The 19015-nt window shown below is 72.4% G+C and carries 16 protein-coding genes; 2 read left to right on the plus strand and 14 right to left on the minus strand.

All coding sequences use genetic code 11. The features are described 5' to 3' along the window. Positions 1–46 precede the first annotated feature (46 nt). The 7 genes from mctP to AB0J36_RS18960 form a co-directional block, all read right to left on the minus strand. Entirely contained in the window at positions 47–1696 is a 1650-nt protein-coding gene (gene mctP, locus AB0J36_RS18930) for a monocarboxylate uptake permease MctP (RefSeq protein WP_357173727.1), read from the minus strand. Between the two features lie 58 nt (positions 1697–1754). Continuing rightward, entirely contained in the window at positions 1755–1997 is a 243-nt protein-coding gene (locus AB0J36_RS18935; protein WP_357132638.1) for a DUF3311 domain-containing protein, read from the minus strand. A gap of 139 nt (positions 1998–2136) precedes the next feature. After that, positions 2137–3294, minus strand: coding sequence for a bifunctional RNase H/acid phosphatase (locus AB0J36_RS18940; protein ID WP_357132635.1), 1158 nt, complete (start codon positions 3292–3294; stop codon positions 2137–2139). 3 nt (positions 3295–3297) lie between these two features. Next, complete coding sequence (locus AB0J36_RS18945) at positions 3298–4035, minus strand: C4-type zinc ribbon domain-containing protein (RefSeq protein WP_357132632.1); 738 nt, start codon at positions 4033–4035, stop codon at positions 3298–3300. After that, positions 4025–4897 carry a Nif3-like dinuclear metal center hexameric protein gene (locus AB0J36_RS18950; protein ID WP_357173724.1) on the minus strand — a complete coding sequence of 291 codons (873 nt, stop codon included), beginning with the start codon at positions 4895–4897 and terminating at the stop codon, positions 4025–4027. Before AB0J36_RS18950 ends, AB0J36_RS18945 begins: the two co-directional genes overlap by 11 nt. 214 nt (positions 4898–5111) lie before the next feature. Further along, the gene (locus tag AB0J36_RS18955; protein WP_357132629.1) at positions 5112–5687 is read right to left on the minus strand and encodes a flavoprotein; all 576 of its coding nucleotides are present in this window, start codon (positions 5685–5687) and stop codon (positions 5112–5114) included. Between the two features lie 13 nt (positions 5688–5700). Next, the gene (locus AB0J36_RS18960; protein ID WP_355241353.1) at positions 5701–6930 is read right to left on the minus strand and encodes a helix-turn-helix domain-containing protein; all 1230 of its coding nucleotides are present in this window, start codon (positions 6928–6930) and stop codon (positions 5701–5703) included. Between the two features lie 245 nt (positions 6931–7175). On the opposite strand from AB0J36_RS18960, the gene AB0J36_RS18965 reads away from it, so the two are divergent. Continuing rightward, positions 7176–7847 (plus strand): bifunctional DNA primase/polymerase, encoded by a 672-nt coding sequence (locus tag AB0J36_RS18965; protein WP_355051440.1) that lies wholly within the window; start codon positions 7176–7178, stop codon positions 7845–7847. Positions 7848–8278: 431 nt separating this feature from the next. On the opposite strand, the gene AB0J36_RS18970 is transcribed toward AB0J36_RS18965, so the two are convergent. From AB0J36_RS18970 to AB0J36_RS18990, 5 genes are read right to left on the minus strand one after another with little or no spacing between them, the layout of a single operon-like run. Then, on the minus strand, positions 8279–9001 hold the full coding sequence (locus AB0J36_RS18970) for an FAD:protein FMN transferase (protein ID WP_357132624.1): 723 nt from the start codon (positions 8999–9001) through the stop codon (positions 8279–8281). Between the two features lie 49 nt (positions 9002–9050). Beyond that, positions 9051–9653 (minus strand): FMN-binding protein, encoded by a 603-nt coding sequence (locus tag AB0J36_RS18975; protein WP_357393504.1) that lies wholly within the window; start codon positions 9651–9653, stop codon positions 9051–9053. Positions 9654–9664: 11 nt separating this feature from the next. After that, entirely contained in the window at positions 9665–11083 is a 1419-nt protein-coding gene (locus AB0J36_RS18980) for a ferredoxin reductase family protein (protein WP_357393506.1), read from the minus strand. Next, positions 11080–12462, minus strand: a complete 1383-nt coding sequence (locus tag AB0J36_RS18985; RefSeq protein WP_357132616.1) for a DUF1501 domain-containing protein — start codon at positions 12460–12462, stop codon at positions 11080–11082. Before AB0J36_RS18985 ends, AB0J36_RS18980 begins: the two co-directional genes overlap by 4 nt. Before the next feature lie 8 nt (positions 12463–12470). Next, the gene (locus AB0J36_RS18990; protein WP_357393508.1) at positions 12471–14594 is read right to left on the minus strand and encodes a DUF1800 domain-containing protein; all 2124 of its coding nucleotides are present in this window, start codon (positions 14592–14594) and stop codon (positions 12471–12473) included. Between the two features lie 430 nt (positions 14595–15024). On the opposite strand from AB0J36_RS18990, the gene AB0J36_RS18995 reads away from it, so the two are divergent. Next, on the plus strand, positions 15025–15282 hold the full coding sequence (locus tag AB0J36_RS18995; RefSeq protein WP_234586377.1) for a DUF3040 domain-containing protein: 258 nt from the start codon (positions 15025–15027) through the stop codon (positions 15280–15282). A gap of 4 nt (positions 15283–15286) precedes the next feature. Here AB0J36_RS18995 and AB0J36_RS19000 read toward each other — a convergent pair whose 3' ends face one another. Both AB0J36_RS19000 and AB0J36_RS19005 read right to left on the minus strand, forming a co-directional pair. Further along, the gene (locus AB0J36_RS19000) at positions 15287–16177 is read right to left on the minus strand and encodes an SWIM zinc finger family protein (protein WP_357393510.1); all 891 of its coding nucleotides are present in this window, start codon (positions 16175–16177) and stop codon (positions 15287–15289) included. Beyond that, the coding region (locus tag AB0J36_RS19005) for a DEAD/DEAH box helicase (protein ID WP_363660919.1) at positions 16174–19015 on the minus strand (2842 nt) is incomplete at its 5' end. The genes AB0J36_RS19005 and AB0J36_RS19000, both read right to left, overlap by 4 nt.

The raw sequence follows: 19015 nt of genomic DNA on the forward strand, positions 1-19015 counted from the left end.
GCCGGCCTCGCGGCGGGCGCCCGGGGAACGGGAACAGGGAACGCGGTCAGGCGACCGGTTCGCGGGCGGCGTCGGCGTCGCGGTCGGCGTCGGGGGTGACGCGCGGGTCGCCCTCGTCGGCGAAGTAGTCGTCCGGTTCGGTGCCGTCGACTCCCTCGGGCGTCTTCAGAGCCCGCAGGATCAGCGTCACCAGCGCCGCGACGGCCAGGTTGACCAGCACCGCCACGATGCCCACGTAGATCGTCTTGGGTGTGTCGAAGCCGAACTTCTCCAGCGGGAACGCCGAGCCACCGAAGTGCTTCTTCGTCGGGCTGGCGACCTGGTACAGCATCCACATGCCCAGGCCCATGCCGGCGACCCAGCCGGCGATCAGGGCGGTGCGGTGGAACCAGCGGGTGTAGAGGCCCAGGGCCACCGCCGGCAGCGTCTGGAGAATGATGACGCCGCCGATGAGCTGGAGATCGATCGAGAACTGCGGGTCGAGGAAGACGATGCAGGCGACCGCGCCGACCTTGACCACCAGTGAGGTGATCTTCGAGACGTTCGCTTCCTGAGCCGGGGAGGCGTCCTTCTTCAAGTATTCCTTGTAGATGTTGCGGGTGAACAGGTTCGCCGCCGCGATCGACATGATGGCCGCCGGCACCAGCGCGCCGATGCCGATGGCCGCGTACGCGACGCCGGCGAACCAGTCCGGGAACTGCTGGTCGAACAGCAGCGGCACGATCGTGTTGTTGTCCACGCTGCCGGCCGAAGCCCCCGGCAGCGGCTTCACGCCGGCCGCGATGGCCATGTAGCCGAGCAGCGCGATCAACCCGAGCAGCAGGCTGTACGCGGGCAGCGCCGACATGTTGCGCTTGATCACGTCACGGTTCCGGCTGGCCAGGACGCCGGTGATGCTGTGCGGGTAGAGGAACAGGGCCAGCGCCGAACCGAGCGCCAACGTGACGTACTGCAACTGGTTGTTGCCGTTGAGCAGGATGCCGTCGTTCGGGTTCGGTGACGCCTGGAACTTCGCGTCCGCCGCGTCGAAGATGTCGCCCCAACCGCCGAGCTTGTACGGCAGGTAGATGACCGCCACCAGGATCACGATGTAGATCAGGCTGTCCTTGACGAACGCGATCAGCGCGGGCGCGCGCAGCCCCGACTGGTAGGTGTACGCGGCGAGGATGGCGAACGCGATGATGATCGGCAGGTGCCGGGCCAGGGTGCTGTCACCCGTCACGCCCATCGTCTTGAGCACGGCCTCGATGCCCACCAGTTGCAGCGCGATGTACGGCATGGTGGCGACGATCCCGGTGATCGCGATGAGCAGCGCCAGCACGGGCGAGTCGAACCGCCGGCGGACGAAGTCGGCCGGGGTGACGAAGCCGTGCCGGTGCGAGACGGACCAGAGCCGGATCAGCACCAGGAAGACCAGCGGGTAGATGACGATCGTGTACGGCACGGCGAAGAACCCGGCCGCCCCGGCCCCGAACATCAGGGCCGGCACCGCCACGAAGGTGTACGCCGTGTAGAGGTCACCGCCGACCAGGAACCAGGTGATCCAGCCGCCGAAGCTGCGCCCGCCCAGGCCCCACTCGTCGAGGTGCGCCATGTCCTTTGGCGCGCGCCAGCGGGCGGCCACGAAGCCCATCGCGCTGACCAGCAGGAACAGCAGCGAGAAAACGATGATCTCGGTGAGATGGTCGCGCCACATCAGCAAACCCCCTTCGTTCGCGACTGCGGGGCTCGCAAAACCGGCTCACTCCTCGCGCTCACCGCACACCCCGCTTCTTCGTCATCTGGTAGACGAGCGTCGTGGTGGCGACGCCGAGCAGGATCCAGGCCAGTTGCAGCCAGTAGTAGCGCGGGAATCCGAAGATCCGGGGCGCGTCACTGTTGAAGAACGCCGGGACCAGCGGCACCACGATGGGGATCAGGAGCAACCAGTTCCAGGGGCTGTGGTCCTTCGCCCTGGATGACGCCGTGGTAGGCGCCTCCGGTTCGGGTGCAGCCATCTGACACACCTCCGGGGAGTCGAGGCACTCGATGTAACGGCCGGAGGCTACGACTCTGTGACCGCCGTCACGATCAGGGCGCGGACGGCTCTGCGCCGAACGGCGCATCGGCTGCGCCGAACGGCGGGGGGCGCGCTGCTCAGGCGGCGGGCAGGTGCGCGGTGTCGTTGACCGTGCGGACGGCGATGCCGCCGTCGGGCCACAGGTCGAGCACCGAGATGCCGGCCGCGTCCAGGAAGAGCCGGTGCAGGAAGCCGTCGGTGGCGGCGAGGGCGTCGCGCAGCGCCAGCTTGATCGGCGAGACGTGCGAGACGACCACCACGGTCTCTCCGGGGTACGCCTTCGGCAGCGCCTCGACGACCCGACGCACCCGTTCGGCCACCTGGGTGAACGACTCGCCGCCCGGCGGGGCGATCCGCGCCGACGCGAGCCAGGCGTCCATCTCCCCCGGCCACTGCTGGCGTACCTCGGCGAAGGTACGCCCCTCCCACTGCCCGAAGTCGCACTCGATCAGGTCGGCCTCGGTGCGGACCGGCACGTCGCCGATCGCGTCGGCGATCGCCGCCGCGGTGGCCGTACACCGGGAAAGGGGTGAGCTGAGCACGGCCGCGACGGACGGGGCCAGCGCGGCCACGCGCGTGCCGGTGGCGGCGGCCTGGGCCCGGCCGCGCTCCGAGAGCGGCACGTCGCCGCGGCCGGAGTAGCGGCCCTGCTCGGTGTACGCGGTCTCGCCGTGCCGCACGAGGATCAGCCGGGTGGCGGTGAAGCTCGGACGGGGCTCCCAGGAGGCCGGCGCGGTCGCCGGGTCGCTGCCCGTCGACGTGCCTCCGGCCGGTGCGCTGGCCGAGGCCGGTGCGCTCGGGGACGCCGTTGGGGTGGGTCGGCCGGCGGCGGCGTCCATCGCGGCGTTGGCGAGCGCGTCGGCGTGCCGGTTCTCCTCGCGGGGGATCCAGGTGAAGCGGACCGCGCCGAAGCGGCCCACCAGCGCGGCCGCCTGCGCGGCGAGCGGACGCAGGCCGGGGTGCTTGATCTGCCACCGGCCGCACATCTGCTCGACCACCAGCTTGGAGTCCATCCGGACGTCCACCTCGGTGGCGGCCAGCTCGGCGGCGGCCCGCAGACCGGCGATCAGGCCCTGGTACTCGGCGACGTTGTTGGTCGCCGTACCCAACGACTCGGCGCGCTCGGCGAGCACCTCGCCGGTCTCCGGGTCGCGCACCACCGCGCCGTAGCCGGCCGGCCCGGGGTTGCCCCGGGACCCGCCGTCGGCCTCGACGACGACCACGCGCGGCGCCACGACCTACAGGCCCGACTCGTTGGTACGGACCATGATCCGCCGGCAGTCCTCGCAGCGGACCACGTCGTCCGGGGCGGCCTTGCGGATGCGGGCCAGGTCGGCGCCGGAGAGGTCCAGTCGGCAGCCGCCGCAGCGGCCGGCGGTGAGCAGCGCCGCGCCCAGCCCGGTGTCCTCGCGGATCTTGTCGTAGAGGGTGACCAGCTCGGCGGGGAGGTCGGCCGCGAGCGGCTGCCGGGCGCCCCGCTTGAACTCCTCGTCCTTGGCGATCTCGGCCAGCGCGTCGTCCCGGCGCTGCTCGGTGGCGGCCCGCTTCTCCCGGGCGTCAGCCAGCCGCTGCTCCACACCGTCGAGGACGCCCTGGGCGGTCTCCCGCTGCTCCATCAACTCCAGCTCGGCGTCCTCCAGGTCACCCTGACGCCGGTTCAGTGAGGCCAGCTCGTGCTGGAGCGCCTCCAGTTCCCGGGCCGGACCGGTGCCGGCGGCGAGCCGGTTCTGGTCCTTCTCCTTGCGGGCGCGGACCTGCTCGACGTCCTTCTCCAAGCGGGCGATGTCCCGGTCCAGGTCGTCGACCGCCACCTGGGCGCGTACCCGCTCGTCCTCCAGCGACGACAGTTCCCGGGCCAGTGCCTCCAGTTCGGCCCGCTCCGGCAGCGACCGGCGGCGGTGCGCGAGCTGGGCGAGGTTGGTGTCGAGCGCCTGAAGGTCGAGCAGGCGGCGCTGGACCTGGGGGTCAGCCTTCACGGTCGGGCTCCTTGTCGTCCACAACGGGTGCGGCGGCGTGCACGGTCCACGGGTCGGTGTCCAGGTCGGACACCAGCGTCTCGACGCCCGGCGCCTCCCGCAGGAAGGCGGCCAGGTCGTCCAGCCACGGTCGTTCGGTCGCCCAGTGGGCGGCCTCGATCAGGGCGGGACCATCGGCGGCGACGTGCTCGCTGGCCGGGTGGTGCCGCAGGTCGGAGGTGAGAAACGCGTCCACCCCGGCGGCGGTCGCGGCGCCGAGGAAGCTGTCTCCCGACCCGCCGCTGACGGCGAGGGTACGAACCATACGCCGGGGATCGCCTGCGGCGCGAACTCCCCAGGACGTGACGGGAAGCACGGCGGCGGCGTGCCGGGTCAGCTCGGCGAGGGTCATCGGGTGGGGCAGGTCGCCGATCCGGCCGAATCCACGGTCGTCACCGTGGGCGGGAGAGCCGGGCGCGGGCCGTTGCAGCGGGCGCAGCCCGGTCAGGCCGAACCGGGCGGCGAGCGCGTCGGAGACGCCCGGGGAGGCCACGTCGGCGTTGGTGTGCGCCGCGTAGAGCGCCACGCCGGCCCGGATCAGGTCGTGGACGATCCGCCCCTTGACGGTGGTCGGCGCGACCGACGACACCCCGCGCAGCAGCAGCGGATGGTGCGCGACGATCATGTCGGCCTCGACGGCGAGCGCCTCGGCGACCGTCTCGGGCACCACGTCGACCACGCACAGCACCCGGCGGACCGGGGCGGTCGGCTCACCGAGCACCAGGCCGACACGATCCCACTCTTGCGCCCAGACGGGCGGATAGCGGCGCTCCATCTCGGCCACCACGTCGCTCACCGTGGCGGCGGATCGGCTTGTGCTCACGGCGGGCCAGCTTACCGGCGCGGAGGCCCGCAGGCGGTGACACCCGGCCCCGGCCGCGCCGGCCGACGGTCCGGCCGCCCCTCGCCGGCCGCGAGCTGGCGACGCCGCGCGAGCCGCAGGTCTGACCGCGCGGCGCGCACCGCCGGTTGGGCGACACCGCGCCGGCTGGCGGTGCGACAGCGCCGTCGACCCGCCGCCAACGCGCCGGGCGGGCTCAGGCGGCGCGGTACGCGACGGTCCGCAGCGCGGCGAGCGGCATCGCCCAGGGGAAGGCGTGCATGTGCTGCTCCCCCGTACCGGGTGGGTGCAGGGCCACCACGTGGTCACCGAAGAGCACGGTGATCCCCCAGTCCGCCAGCCGGGCCACGCCGGCCCGGAACGCCGGGTGGGCGGCCATCGCGACGTTGGTGTACGGCACGGCGACGATCGGGATGCCCTTGCCCTGTGCCTCGACGAGGAGGCCGAGCGCGAGGGTGTCGGCGATGCCGGCCGCCCACTTGTTGACCGTGTTCACGGTCGCCGGGCAGACGACCATGGCGTCGGCGGGCGGCAGCACGTCCGGGTCGCCGGGGTTCTTGTAGTGCGTCCGTACCGGGTGGCCGGTCTGTCGGTGAAGTGCCGCCTGGTCGACGAACTTCGCGCCGTCCGGCGTGGTGACCACGCAGACGTCCCAGCCGTCGGCCTGGGCCAACTCGACCAGGCGGCCGACGTGACGGGCCAACGGCGAACCGCAGGCGATGACGTAGAGCACCGCACGGTGCTCGCTGGTGTGTGGTTGGCCGGTCGTCACACCGGCTCCGCGCTCATACCCCTACTCCCATCTGCTCAGCCAACTCCGCTACCGGAGAAGGCGGCGCACCCCGTGTGCGACGAAGGACGTCGGACATCACCTCGTGGGCGATCGGCCGGCAGCGGATCTCCGACGGCGCGAGCCGGTCGCCGAGCAGCAGCATCTCGCCGGCGTTGGCCACGTCGCCGATCTGGGCGTACCCGCGGGCGATGTCGAGCAGGTGGTGGGCCCGGCGTTCGGGCAGCAGCGCGTTGAAGTCGGGCTCGGCGATGCGCAGTTGGTGGACCTCCACGGCGCGGCCCCCGTCGCCCAGCTCGACGGCGGCGGCGGCCCGGTGCAGCTCGACGTTCGTCGGGCCGAACGACGTCCAGTAGTGGTTGTGGTCGCCGCCGAGCAGGGTGGCGGCCTCCTGCGCACAGTTGATCAGGTCGTCGACGCTGGCCGAGTCGCCGATCCGGGACGCGGCCATCGCACCCTGCAACAGCAGCATCCCGTACACGGACAGCCGGGCCGGCGACACCTCGTTGCTGCCGCCCGGGGCCAACCGGTTGGCGATCTGGACGTTCAGCTCCAGCGCCGGCCGGGCCCGACCCATGGCGACCAGGGCGTTGCAGACGCGGGTGGTGGCGATGCCGGCCAGCAGCGGGTCGTCGGCGCGCTGGGCGACCGCCATCGACCGGTCGGCGGCCAGCCAGGCCAGCTCGAACTCGCCGAGCTTGCGCAGCACCGAGGAGGCGATCTGGTAGACCTGCCCGAGCAGGTGCGCCGCCTCCGGCGCCTGCGCCCCGCTGTAGGCGGCGTCGGCGGCCTGCGCGTCACGCAGCAGCTTGGGCAGCGCGCGGGTGAGCATCCCGTAGCGGCCGTACTGGTAGGTGAGCCAGGCGTGGTTGACGGCCTTGCGCATGTCGTCCAGCGGCGGCGGGTACGGCACGGCGTCGAAGTACGCGCTCATCGAGTCGTACCGCTCCAGGGCGGCCCGGATCTCCTGCACCTCGATCTGGTCGATGCAGTTCAAGGCGTCCGTACGCCGCTCCGGGTCGCGGCCCAGCAGAAGCTGCACGTCCATCTGCAGAATGTCGGCGATCTCGTAGAGGACCGAGAACTTGTCCAGCCGGCGGACGCCCCGCTCGACCTTGTCGACCCAGCTCTTCGACTTGCCCAGGCGGTCCGCGAAGACCTGCTGCGACATCTTGCGTCGCCCCCGCCAGTAGGCCACTCGCCGGCCAATGGGTAGCTCGTCCATCTCCCCATCCCTCCCCTGCCACCGCCGAAGGGCGGGGCGCTGTCCGCGGGTGCGGCGATCAGTCGTTCGTCTTGCAGTTTTCGCTGGTCGCACAGCCTGTACGTCAGCCGGACAGCCAGTCCTCGTACTTTTCGTGCAAGTTGCATGAGCCGTTCGTCAACCTCAACGATCGTGGGTTACGGCAGTGACGGCGCTCGAACTGCGACCTGGCGTCCGCCGGGCCCGACCGAGGGGAGATGGCACACATGTGGGGGAACGTCGGACCACGCGTCGCCGAACTGTCGCCGCTGGAACGCGTCCGGCTGCGCCGGGTCGCCATCCGGTACGCCGTACACGGGTGGGAGGTGACGCCCGGCGCCTGCCTCGCCCGCAGCAGGTTCGTGTGCGGTCGGGCCGGCTGTCCCACCGTGGGTTGCCACCCGGCGCTGGAGAACTGGGAACTGGCGGCCACCACCGACCCGGCCCGGGTGGCCACCTGGTGGCGGACCCGCCCACACGGTGTGCTGCTGCCCACCGGGCGGACCTTCGACGTGCTGGAGGTGCCGGCGCACCTCGGCCGGCACGTACTCGACGCCGTGCAGACCCACCCGGCCGGCACCGGCGTACGCGGGCCCGTGCTGGTGACCCCCACCGGCCGGTGGATGTTCCTGGTGCGTCCCGGTGACCCGCTGCGGCCCGAGTTGGAGCACTGCTTCCACGTGGTCCGGCACGGGCCGGGCTCGTGGATCCCCGCGCCGCCGACCCGGCTGCCGGAGGGGACCGTCCGCTGGGCGGTCGCGCCGGAGCAGGCCCGCTGGCAGCTCCCCGACTCGTACCTGGTGCAGAACACCCTGATCGAGGCGCTGCGCGCCAGCGGGGTGACGCTCACCCACGACCTGCTCCCCGGGCACCTGCCGCTGCCCCGCCGGGGAAGGTGAGCCGGGGCCGGCCGACGATCCGATCCGGTGACCGACAGCGTCGCCGGGCCACCGGTCCTCGTTGAGCAGGTGACCGCGCGAACGCGCGCCACGAACGGGGGAACGATGTCCACACACGACCGGTCGCCGTATCCCGGCGGCACCGAGCCGCCCCGGCGCGGCCAACGAGGGCACCGCTGGGCCGGCACCCGCCCAACCAGCTCGCGCCCCGGCCGCCCCCGCCCCACCGGCACCCGCCCCGCCACCACCCACCGCCCCCTCCGCTAGACCCGTCACCCCCCCCCACCCCCGCCCCACCCAACCTCGTCGATCTTGCACTTTGTGTCGCGGCATTCCCCATCACAAGGGGCGGATCGGCAACCGAAACTGCAAGATCGCGGGGGCAGGGCGCGGGCGCAAGATCGCGGAGAGTGGTGCGGGGCGGGGTCCGGTCAGGCCGTTTGCGGGAGGGCGGCGGAGTGGAACTGGCGGGCGTCGTCGGTGACCACTGCGTAGGTGTGGTCGGTCAGCCGGTCCAGCCAGCCGATCCCGGCCGCGCCCATGGCCAGGGCGGCGGTGGCGTAGGCGTCCGCGACACCCAGGTCGCTGCCGACCACGGTCACCGAGCGCAGTCCGGTGGCCGGCGCGCCCCGGCGAGGGTCCCGCACGTGCCGGCCCCGCTCGTAGACGCCGGAGGTGGCCACCGCCAGGTCGGTGCCGGCGAGCACCAGGCAGGTCGCCATCTCGTCCCACGGGTGCCGGATGCCGATGCGCCACGGCTCGCCGGTGGGCGAGAAGCCGCGTACGCGGACGTCGCCGCCGGCGTTGACGCAGTGGTTCGCCGCCCCGGCGGCGAGGAGCCGGTCGGAGGCGACCTGCGCTGCCCAGCCCTTCACGTACCCGGACGGGTCGAGCCCGCCGGTGGCGTACGCGTCGAAGAACCCGTCGGTGACGCCCCACAGGTCGGCGCAGGCCTCCAGCACGAAGCGTAGGTCCGCCGACGCCTCGGAGAGCAGCACCTCGCCCCGGTCGAACCGGCACACCTCGCTGTCCGACTGGTACGTGCTGAACCGGGCGTCCACCTCGTGCATCCAGGTGAAGACGTCGTCGGCCAGCTCCCGCAGTCGCGCCGGAGACAGGTCGTCGGCGAGGTCCAGGGTGATCGTCGTACCCATGATGTGCTCGACCCGGCACAACCCGGGCCGGGTCATCGCGGCCGGCACGTCAGAACGCCTGCTCGATGGCGGCCCGCAGCGACGACTTGTACGCGTTGCTGGTGGCGGTGGCGCCGGAGACGGTGTTGAGGTTGGCGCTCTGCTTCTGCACCACCTCGCCACCGGTGCCGTTGTACTTGCTGCGGACGTCGCCGCTGTGAATGTCGGACTCGCCGCCGCTCGGCAACCCCAGGGTGGTCGCGTCAATGATCTTGTTGCCGGAGACCACGATCTGCACCTGCACGTACCCGTAGTCGTCCGCCGTGTCCACCGGCGGCCCGGTGACCCGTCGGGTGGTCGACTGCGGCGCCTTGGTGGTGGTCTTCGGCGCGGTCGGAGCCTTCGCGGTGGTCTTCGTGCCGGACGGCTTGGCGGTGGTCTTGCCGGGCTTCGGCGACACCGACGCGTCGGCGGTCTCCGACGGCTTCGGCGCCGCACCCGACGGATCGGCGGCCGGGGCGACGCTCGGGTCGATCCCCGGTCCGCTGGGGTTGACCGGTTGCGCGGTCGGCAGGTTCTGGGCGACCTGGGTGGTGCCCGGCGAGCCCTTGAGCACCACCAGGGCGGTGGTGCTGGCGGCCAGACCGGTGATCGCGAGCAACGCGCGACGCATGCGATGCCTTCCTACAGTTCGAAGGTGGCCAGGTGGATCTGCCGGCGGGGCACGCCGGCGCGGCGCAGCGCGCGCACCGACTGCTCGACGAGCCCGGACGGTCCGCACAGGTAGACGTCCCGTCGGGCCACGTCGGGTACCAGTTGGCGCAGGCCGTCGGGGCTCATGAGCTGGCGGGGGCCGGGGTCGTCGCGGGAGCCGATGACGTACCAGATCGACGTGTCGCGTTCCTGGGCCAGCCAGTCCAGCTCGCGGCTGAGCAGCACGTCGGCGGGGGTGCGGGCCCGGTAGATCAGGGCCGCGCCCGGCGGTAGTTCCTCGAGCATGGCCCGGATGGGCGTGATGCCGCTGCCACCGGCGATCAGCAGCGCCCGCTCGCGCACCCGGTGCGCGGCGGTGAAGGTGCCCGACGGGCCCTGCGCCCACACCCGGGTACCCGGTTCGAGGTCGCGCAGGTCGGCGGTGTGCCGGCCGACGACCTTGACGGTGAGCCGCAGCCAGCGGCCGTTCGCGGCGGCGGAGACGGAGAACGGGTGCGACTGCCACCAGCAGCCGGGGCTGAGGAAACGCCAGCGGAAGTACTGCCCGCCGAGCATCGCTAGCCGGCCCAGCCGCTCGCCCGTGAGGTAGATGGAGATCGTGTCGGGGCTCTCGGCGACCACGTCGGCGACGCGCAGCTTGTAGCGCAGGTTGAACGCCAGCGGCGCGATCACCCGTCCCCAGAGCAGCGCGGCGACCACCAGCAGGTAGAGCGCGATCCAGCCGGTGCGTACCGGGCCCGGCTTGTAGAGCTGCGCGCCGTGGCTGAACTGGTGCCCGTAGCCCAGCAGCAGCACCAGGTAGCTGGACCGGTGCAGCAGGTGCCACAGCTCGTAGGGCAGCGCGCGCCGGATGGCCCGGACGCTGCTGAACCCGACCACCATCATGATGCCGGTGGCGACGAAGGCCGAGAGCATGTCCTCGTAGCTGCCGAGCAGCGTGCCCACCTCGGCGAACACCGAGTGGTTCCGCAGGTCGGCGTACCCGACGAGGATCAATGACAGGTGCGCCAGCACGGTGACCAGCAGCGTCGCGCCGATGTCGCGGTGCCAGCGGCCGATCTGCTCGCCGCCGATCCACCGTTCCAGCGCCGGCAGGCGACTCATCATCAGCACCTGCACGAGCAGCAGGTAACCGGCGATCAGGCCGGTGATCCGGCCGCCGGCGGTGAGGGTCGCGGCGGTGCTGCGCAGCGAACCGGCGGGCGTACCCAGCCACCACGGCAGCACGCTGGCCAGCAACCCGACCAGCAGCAGCACGGCCAGCAACCGCCGGCCGCCGGGTCCGCGCCGGTCCGGGACCTGCGGGGGTACGGGAGCAGCCGACCGGCCGCCGTGCCGGGACGAGGTCCCGGTGCGGCGGCCGGCGGCGTGGGTGCCCGGGTAGGTCACGCGTACAGCTTCATGGGGGCGTACTTCATGCGCGGGAACACCTTCTGCACCTCGGCGTTGGTGAGCCCGAAGCGGCCCTGCGCCAGGGAGCCGTAGACGTTGAACATGTTGTTGTATTCCGGCACGTCGCCGGAGTCCAACTTGCTGAGCCCGTTCCAGGTGCCGAGCAGCGAACCGGCCAGCTTCTTGCCGGACAGCACGGTGACCACGCCGCCGTGGCCGTGGTCGGTGCCGCCGGTGTTCGAGCCGACCCGGCGGCCGAACTCGCTGGACACCATGATCGTCACGTCGGCGGCCTGCGGGCCGAGGTCGGTGAAGAACGCCGCCATCGCGCTGGCCAGCTCGTTCAGCCGGCGGTGCAGCTGACCACCGCTCTGGGTGCCCTGGTTCTCGTGGGTGTCGTAGCCGCCCATGCCGACGGTGGCGACCCGGACGTTGGCGCCGCCCTTGATGAGCTGGGCGAGCTGCTGGAACGCGTTGCCGACGCCCTCGTACTTGACGCCCGCGGCGGGCTGGTACGGCTTGGCGGCGAGCTTCTGGGCGGTGGCGAGCGCGCCCATGCCCTCCTGCACGGCCTCCTCCACCGGGTGGTTGATCCCGGTGAAGAGCCCCTTGATGGCCTTCTCGGTGGCGGCCCGGAACTTGTCGTCGCCGTTGAGGCGCAGCGAGCCGACGCTGTTGAGCGAGAGCGCGCCGTTGTTGCCGACCAGCGAGCGGGGCAGCGTGCTGCCGATGCCGACGCTGCGGAACGCGGTGCCCTTGCCGAGGTTGTCGACCAGGCCGTCGAGCCAGCCCCGGCCGCCGGTCTCGTTGGGCAGGCCACCCAGGTTGCAGGCGTCGGCGGCCTGGAAGTGGCTGCGGGACAGCCGCTCGTCGGAGACCGCCGGGATGAAGCCGAGCTGGCCGGCCTTGAGGAAGCTCTCCAGCGGCTTGAACGCGCTGGTCAGCTTGAAGCCGCGGCTCAGGGCCAGCGAGTCGTTGCCGAGCAGCAGGTCGGGCCGGGCCTTGGCGAGCACCGCGTCGCCGTCCGGCGCGACGAGGCTCAGCCCGTCGAGACCGCCGTAGAGGAAGACGTGGATCAGCGTGCCGGTCTTGGTGGCCGCGAACGACGCCGAGGTGGTGACGAACTGGGAGGTGGCCAGCGCGGTGGCGGTCGCCGCCGCGCCGGCGACGAACGTCCGTCGGGTGACGCCGCGCCCGTCCTGCTGGGCCTCCTCCAGGTCCTCCAGCCGGCGGTAGCGGTCGGCCTCGGCGGCGTTCTCGGCGGCCACGAGGTCGGCCTCGGCGCGCAGCAGCGCCTCGGCCGGGTTGTCGGCCAGCCGTCGCACGTCGGGGCATTCGGGGTGCAGGGGGAAAGAGTTGTACACAGTCTTCTCCATCGGGTGCCTCACCGGAGGTGGTGCTGGGGGGAAGCGAGGATCGCCCGCGCGACGGCGGTGATGGCCCCGTTGAACGTGGCGTCGACCTTGGCGGTCGCCGCCACACCGGCCACGCCGAGGATCAGGTTCTTCTCCCGGGTGCTCAGCTTCTGGCCCACGAGCCGCAGGGACAGCGCGTCCACGTACGCCCCGGCGGTGGCCGGCGCCTTGACCAGCTTCTCCGGCGCGGTGTACGTGAAGACGGTGCGGTAACCGGCCACGATCTCGCCGGCCTCGTTCCAGCCGTTGACCATCGTGCCCGCCGAGGTCCACGCGACGTAGACGTCGGGGTAGCCGTCCGGGGTGGGCTGACCCATCGGGTACTGGCCCAGCTCGCGCAGCTTGTCGTGGATCTGCCGCAGGCCCCGGGCGAACGGGGTGCGCTTGTTGTCGCCGTTGTTGTTCTTCGGCGACGCCTCGGGCGAGACGCCCAGCGTGCGGTACGTGGCGACCAGGTACTCCATGGGCCGGCGGACCTTCTGACCCACGGCCGCCCAGAACTCCGACGAGCTGAACAGCGTCATCAGCACCGGCTTGATCATGCCGTTGTTGCTGCTGTACGTCTTGGCCAGCCGGTCCACGAGGGACTTCGGCGGGGTGTCCGAGACGAACCGGGTCGCCAGGCTCTGCGCCACGTACTTCGCAGTCGAGGGGTGCAGCGCGATGTAGGTGATGTACTTGTCGATCGCTGCGTCGACGGCGGCGATCTCCTTGGCCGTCGGGTTGTTGACGTCCTTGATGCTGAACGTGTTGGCGTGGGTGAAGCCGAGGATCTTCACCTTGCCCATGTAGTGCTGGTTGACGCGCAGGACGTACTGGCCCTTGTCGTCGACGGCACGGCCGGTCTGGAGCATGGCGGCCTGCCGGACGTCACCCTCCTTGTAGCCGCCGTCGACGCCGACCGAGTACAGCTCGAGGTTCTCCCGGGCGAGGTTCTCGTTGATGGCGTCCTTGCGGGAGTCCTTCTGGTTCAGGTAGATCAGCAGCGCGGGGTGCTTGTTCGCCGCGACCAGCATCTCGGGGTAGCTGCCCAGCGCGTGCTTGCGCACGACGTCCTTGTCGAACGAGGTCCGGTAGACCTCCCCGCCGTCGAAGTCGGCGGCGACGTGCAGGAAGTCGTTCCAGAAGTCGACCATCACCTCGAAGAGCTGACGCTTCGACCAGATCTGCCGGGCCAGGGTGGCGTCGACCACCTCCCGCTCCGGCTGGGCGCCCTGGTCGTTGAGCTTGTCCCGCTGGTCACGGAGCTGCTGCACGGAGAGCGACTGGGTGGGCAGCTCGGCGAGCTTCAGCTCGGCCTTGCTCGGCTCGATCTTGTCCGGGTCGAGCTGCGTCCGGATCCAGGCGTCGATGCCCTGCTTCTTGATGTCGGCGACGACGGCGGGCGTCGCCCCGAAGGTGGCCCGCCGGGCCAGGTGCAGGATCGGGTCCTTGGCGAGCACCGTCTTGACGGTCACCTCGGTCGCCGCGGCGGCCGCCGCCGGGCCGGAGAAGGTACGGCCACCGGCGGGCGCGTTCTTCTTCAGCGCCTCACCGGCGCGCGAGCCCATGTAGCTCTCGTTCTGCTCGGTGTAGGTACGCACCGTGCTGGGCTGCTGGCCGCTGGGGCGCGCCGCGGTCCCGTCGGTCACCGTGCTGCCGGTCGCGTCGGCCGCCGCCTCGTCACCGAAGAGGTCGCGGAACTGCGGGGTCATGGCGAGCGCCGCGCCACCGGCCACGACGGCGGCGGTGCCACCGAGCGCGGCCATGGCCTTACGCCGGCCGACCTTGCGGCCCGGCTCGCTGTCGTCGTCCAGAGTGGGCAGTCCGACGCCGGCCGGGCCGGACGGGGCGGGCCGACCGAGGCCCTCGGGGCCGACCCACTGCGGCCCACGCGGCGCGGGGGCGGGCTGCGCGTTGTACGCGTACCCGTCGACGTACTGCTCGCGCGGGTCGCCCTGCGCCGGGTAGCCGCCCTGGTAGGGGTGGGGCGAGTCGTATCCGTACGACGCGGGCGCGGTGGAGTCGCCGTACGTGTCCGAGGTGTGGTGCTGGCGTCCGTCCCAGCCGCGGTCGTCCCGCGGTCGACGTGGTGGCACATTCTGGTCGGCCATGTACCAATCCCGATTTCTGATGAGCGCCGGAAAGCTGCGACCGGGCAGGTGCGGCAGGTGCGGCGACTGTTGCCTGAGGGGGTTGCTACGGCAAGGTAACCAAGCGCTCAGGTGCCTTCAAGGTGGGCCGAACACGCCCGTGAGGGCACTTAAGACAGCCCTCACCACGGCATTCAAGGCCGACGGGTTGGCGCGGGCGGGTTCCAACCTTCCCAGCAGGGCGGACGCGCGTCAGCCGGGTACGGATCGGACCACGCGGCCGTACGCGCCACGTTCACCGCTGTTCACCACCACAGGCAAACTTAAGGTTCGGATAAGCCGGACGTGAAGTGCTCTCACGCTGGGGAAAAGTAGGAAGAGCAGGAGCGTGAGCCGCCGTCGCAGCGGGTATGCCGCCGAACCGCTGAACGCGTGAGGGGAAGGCAGCGCCATGCTCAGCAAAGAGGATCAGCGCAGGTTCGACCAGATCACCCGTCAGCTCCGGGAGAGTGACCCGGCGTTCTTCGCCCGGCTCGACCATCGGGTCCGGGCCCGTCGGGGCCGTTATCTGATGTTGTTGACCATCGTGCTGTGGGCGTCGCTCCCGGCGATGGCCGTGTTCGCCGGCCGGCTGGCCGGCGCGATCTGCGCGGTGGTGCTGGTCGCCAACGCGGCGATCATGTGGCGGTTCCGCCGCCGCTGGACGTGACGACTCACCCCGGGCCGAAGGCCCGGTACGCGCGGCGCAGCCGCTCCAGCAGGCCCGGCCCACCGATGGCCGGTGCCGGCGGACCGAGCTGGCGCAGCAGGAGGTCCGGCCCGGTCGCCAGCCGGGGTGGCCGGTCGGGCAGCGGCACGGGCGCCGTCCAGAAACGGTCCACCGCGTCCGCGACGGGCGTGTCGGCCAACCCGGCGAGCGCCCGGGACGCGCCGGCCGGTGGCAGCACGTCGACCGCCGACGGGCTCGGGTCCACGATGGAGGCCGGCGCGGGCGACGCCGGTGTGCCGGTCGCCTCGGCGCGGCGGGCGCGCAGCCGGTCCAGCAGGTCCGTCCGGGATCGGCCACGCCAGTGCAGCAGCTCGAACGGGTCCGCGTCGAACGCCTCGGCGAGCAGGTAGAACGTGGCCGCCAGGTGCTTGCACGGGACCGCGAAGTCGGGGCAGTTGCAGCGCTGCGTCAGCTCGTCGACGGCGGCGGGAAAGAGTGGGGCGCCCGCCGTGGCGAACAACTCCTCCAACTCGTCGGGCAGGTCCCCGGCGAGCAGTCGGGCGCTGAAGAACGCCTGACCGGCCAACTCGTCCTCGATCCGGGACCAGAGCGCCTCCGGGAACGCCGCCAGCGCGATGGAGACCTCGTACGGGCGGGGCCGGGAGCCCTGCACCTGGGCGGTGACCCGGCCGGGCGTGACGTCGAGCCGGAGCACCTGACCGGCCCGCGCGTACGACCGGCCCCGGGTCAGCCGGGTGCCGAGCGCGAACGACTCCAGCACCTCCAGGAAGCGCCGGGACCACCAGGACCGTCCGATCGCGCCTCGGGCGCTGCGCGCCTTCAGCCCTCCGTCGACCTTGCGGGGGCGGCCGTAGTCGGCGAATCGGTCGGTCACTCCACCACCGCCCCGGCCTCCAGGGCGAACAGGTCCCGGAGCTGACCCGTGGACAGCTCGGTGATCCACTGCTCGCCGGTGCCGACCACGCGCTGGGCGAGGCTGCGCTTGTCGGCGATCAGCGCGGCCACCTTCTCCTCGACGGTGCCCGCGCACACGAACTTGCGGACCTGCACGCGTCGCCGCTGCCCGATCCGGAACGCCCGGTCGGTCGCCTGGTCCTCCACGGCCGGGTTCCACCACCGGTCCACGTGCACCACGTGGTTGGCGGCGGTCAGGGTGAGGCCGGTGCCGCCGGCCTTGAGGGACAGCACGAACAGCGGTGGACCGTCGGCGGACTGGAAGCGCTGCACCAGGGCGTCCCGCTCGGCCTTGCCGAGCCCACCGTGCAGGAACAGCACCTCCCGGCCGAACCGCGCCGACAGGTGACCGCGCAACATCGCGCCGAACTCGGCGTACTGGGTGAACAGCAGCGCCCGCTCCCCCGCCGCCAGCACCTCCTCCAGGATCTCGGTGAGCCGGGCCAGCTTGCCCGAGCGCCCGTCCAGCGGGGAGCCGTCGCGCAGCAACTGGGCCGGATGGTTGCAGACCTGCTTGAGTCGGGTCATGGTGGCCAGCACCAACCCGCGTCGCTCGATGCCGTCGCTGGTCTCGATCCGGGCGAGCATGTCGTCGACCACCACCTGGTAGAGGGCCGCCTGCTCCGCGGTGAGGTTGCAGACCACCTCCATCTCCAGCTTCTCCGGCAGGTCCGAAATGATCGACGAGTCGGTCTTGAGCCGGCGCAGCACGAACGGGCCGGTGATCCGGCGCAGCCGCTCGGCGGCCTCGGCGTCGCCGTTGCGCTCGATCGGCTCGGCGAACCGCTTCCGGAACGTCGCGGCCGGACCGAGCAGCCCCGGATTGGCGAACTGCATGATCGACCAGAGGTCGGCGAGCCGGTTCTCCACCGGCGTACCCGTCACCGCCACCCGCTGTCGGGCGGGCAGCGCGCGGACCGCCTCGGCCTGCCGGGTGGAGGCGTTCTTGATCGCCTGCGCCTCGTCCACCACCACCCGGTGCCAGTCGATGCCGGCCAGGTCGACGGCATCGCGCGCGGCCACCGAGTAGGTGGTGACGACCAGGTCCGCGCCGTGCGCGGCCGTGGTGAACTCCGCCCCCCGCGCGCGCTCCGCGCCATGGTGTACGTGCACCCGCAGCCCCGGCGTGAACTTCGCCGCCTCCCGCTGCCAGTTGCCGACCAGCGACATCGGACAGACCAGCAGCGTCGGCCCGGCGTCCGGCGGATCTCCGGCGAGCAGCGCGAGCAACTGCACGGTCTTGCCCAGCCCCATGTCGTCGGCCAGCACCCCGCCGAGCCCCAGCGACCGCAGGAAGGCCAGCCAGGCCAACCCCCGCTGCTGGTACGGCCGCAGCGTCCCGACGAATCCCGGCGGCGGGTCGAGCGGGGTGAGCCGGTGTTCGACCGCCCCGGCCAGCAGGTCGCCCAGCGCGCCATCGGCGCTCACCTCCAGCACCGGCAGCGCGCCGGTGTCCTCGCCGTCGGTGAGCCCCAGGCGGAGCAGGTCGGCGACGGTCAGCTCGCCGGCCGAGCGGAGCAGCCGCAGACCGGCGGCGAGCCGTCCCGGGTCCAGCTCCACCCACCGGCCGCGCAGCCGTACCAGCGGGGTCTTCAGCTCGGTCAGCGCCGCCAACTCCTCGGCCGACAACGGCTGGTCGCCCAGCGCGATCTCCCAGCGGTAGTCGACGAGCGCGTCCAACCCGACGCCGGCCTCGGTGCTGGCGACCGTGCCGGGCGCGGTACGGCTGCGCGCGCGCAGCCGAGCGCCGAGCCGCGCCGACCGGCGCTGCCACCACGAGGGCAGCAGCACCCCGAAGCCGGCGGCGTGCAGCACCGGCGCGCCTTCGCTGAGGAACCGGTGCGCGCCCTCGACGTCCAACTCCATCGCCTCGGGGGCGGCCGTGCGCAGCGCGGCGTCCAGGTCGGGCCAGAGCCGGCTGGCCCGGCCCAACTCGGCCAGCAGGGTCTCCTGCGGGCTGCCCGTACGGCCGGCCGGGTGCGCCCGCCAGACCTCGGCGGCGTCGACGTGCAGGCCCGGCTCGTCGGCGGCCTGCAACCCGAACTCCAACCGCCACCGCGCGGTGTCGGTCGAGGTTACGGGTGTGCTGTCGCCGGACGGGCGGGTGGCCAGGATCGGTTCGGTGACCTCGTCGGGGGCCGGCTCGACCAGTCGGAAGCTGGCCCGCACGGCCCCGCCGGCGGCGTCGCGCTGCCAGTCGTCCAGCTCGGTACGCAGCACGTCCAGCGCCGCCTCGTCGACGGAGAAGTCGCGGCGGGGCCCGGCCAGCGCGGCCAGCCAGGCCGGCGCGGGCCCGGCCGGGCGTACTCCCCGGGCCAGGGTGGTGTTCGCGAGAGCGGCCCGGGCGGCGGCGTCGGTGAGCCCGTCGAGCGCGTCCGCCACCAGCTCGGTGGCGGTCAGCTCGCCGTCGCCGCCCTCGGTGTCGACGGCGGCGGCGCGGGCGGCCGGCGGTAGGGCCAGCGCCAGCGAGCGGGCCCAGCCGGCGTCGGTGCCGGTCAGCAGCGGACGCCACACCGCCCGGGCGACCACCCGGTCCGCCGTCGAGCGGGCCGCGCCGGCATCAGCGGCATCAGCCGGGCCGGCATCAGCCAGGGCGACATCAGCCGCGCCGGCATCAGCGGCATCAGCCAGGGCGACATCAGCCGCGCCGGCATCAGCGGCGTCAGCCGGGCCGGCATCAGCCAGGGCGACATCAGCCGCGCCGGCATCAGCGGCATCAGCCAGGGCGACATCAGCCGCGCCGGCATCAGCGGCGTCA

Origin of the sequence: Micromonospora sp. NPDC049662, assembly GCF_040675055.1 — a bacterium.
Classification (GTDB): Bacteria; Actinomycetota; Actinomycetes; order Mycobacteriales; family Micromonosporaceae; genus Micromonospora.

What these genes read in the sequence shown, in the direction of transcription:
- mctP (WP_357173727.1), bottom strand. Translation starts at nt 1,696, where the DNA reads ATGTGGCGCGACCATCTCACCGAGATCATCGTTTTCTCGCTGCTGTTC.
- AB0J36_RS18935 (WP_357132638.1), bottom strand. Translation starts at nt 1,997, where the DNA reads ATGGCTGCACCCGAACCGGAGGCGCCTACCACGGCGTCATCCAGGGCG.
- AB0J36_RS18960 (WP_355241353.1), bottom strand. Translation starts at nt 6,930, where the DNA reads ATGGACGAGCTACCCATTGGCCGGCGAGTGGCCTACTGGCGGGGGCGA.
- AB0J36_RS18965 (WP_355051440.1), top strand. Translation starts at nt 7,176, where the DNA reads ATGTGGGGGAACGTCGGACCACGCGTCGCCGAACTGTCGCCGCTGGAA.
- AB0J36_RS18970 (WP_357132624.1), bottom strand. Translation starts at nt 9,001, where the DNA reads ATGGGTACGACGATCACCCTGGACCTCGCCGACGACCTGTCTCCGGCG.
- AB0J36_RS18975 (WP_357393504.1), bottom strand. Translation starts at nt 9,653, where the DNA reads ATGCGTCGCGCGTTGCTCGCGATCACCGGTCTGGCCGCCAGCACCACC.
- AB0J36_RS18985 (WP_357132616.1), bottom strand. Translation starts at nt 12,462, where the DNA reads ATGGAGAAGACTGTGTACAACTCTTTCCCCCTGCACCCCGAATGCCCC.
- AB0J36_RS18990 (WP_357393508.1), bottom strand. Translation starts at nt 14,594, where the DNA reads ATGGCCGACCAGAATGTGCCACCACGTCGACCGCGGGACGACCGCGGC.
- AB0J36_RS18995 (WP_234586377.1), top strand. Translation starts at nt 15,025, where the DNA reads ATGCTCAGCAAAGAGGATCAGCGCAGGTTCGACCAGATCACCCGTCAG.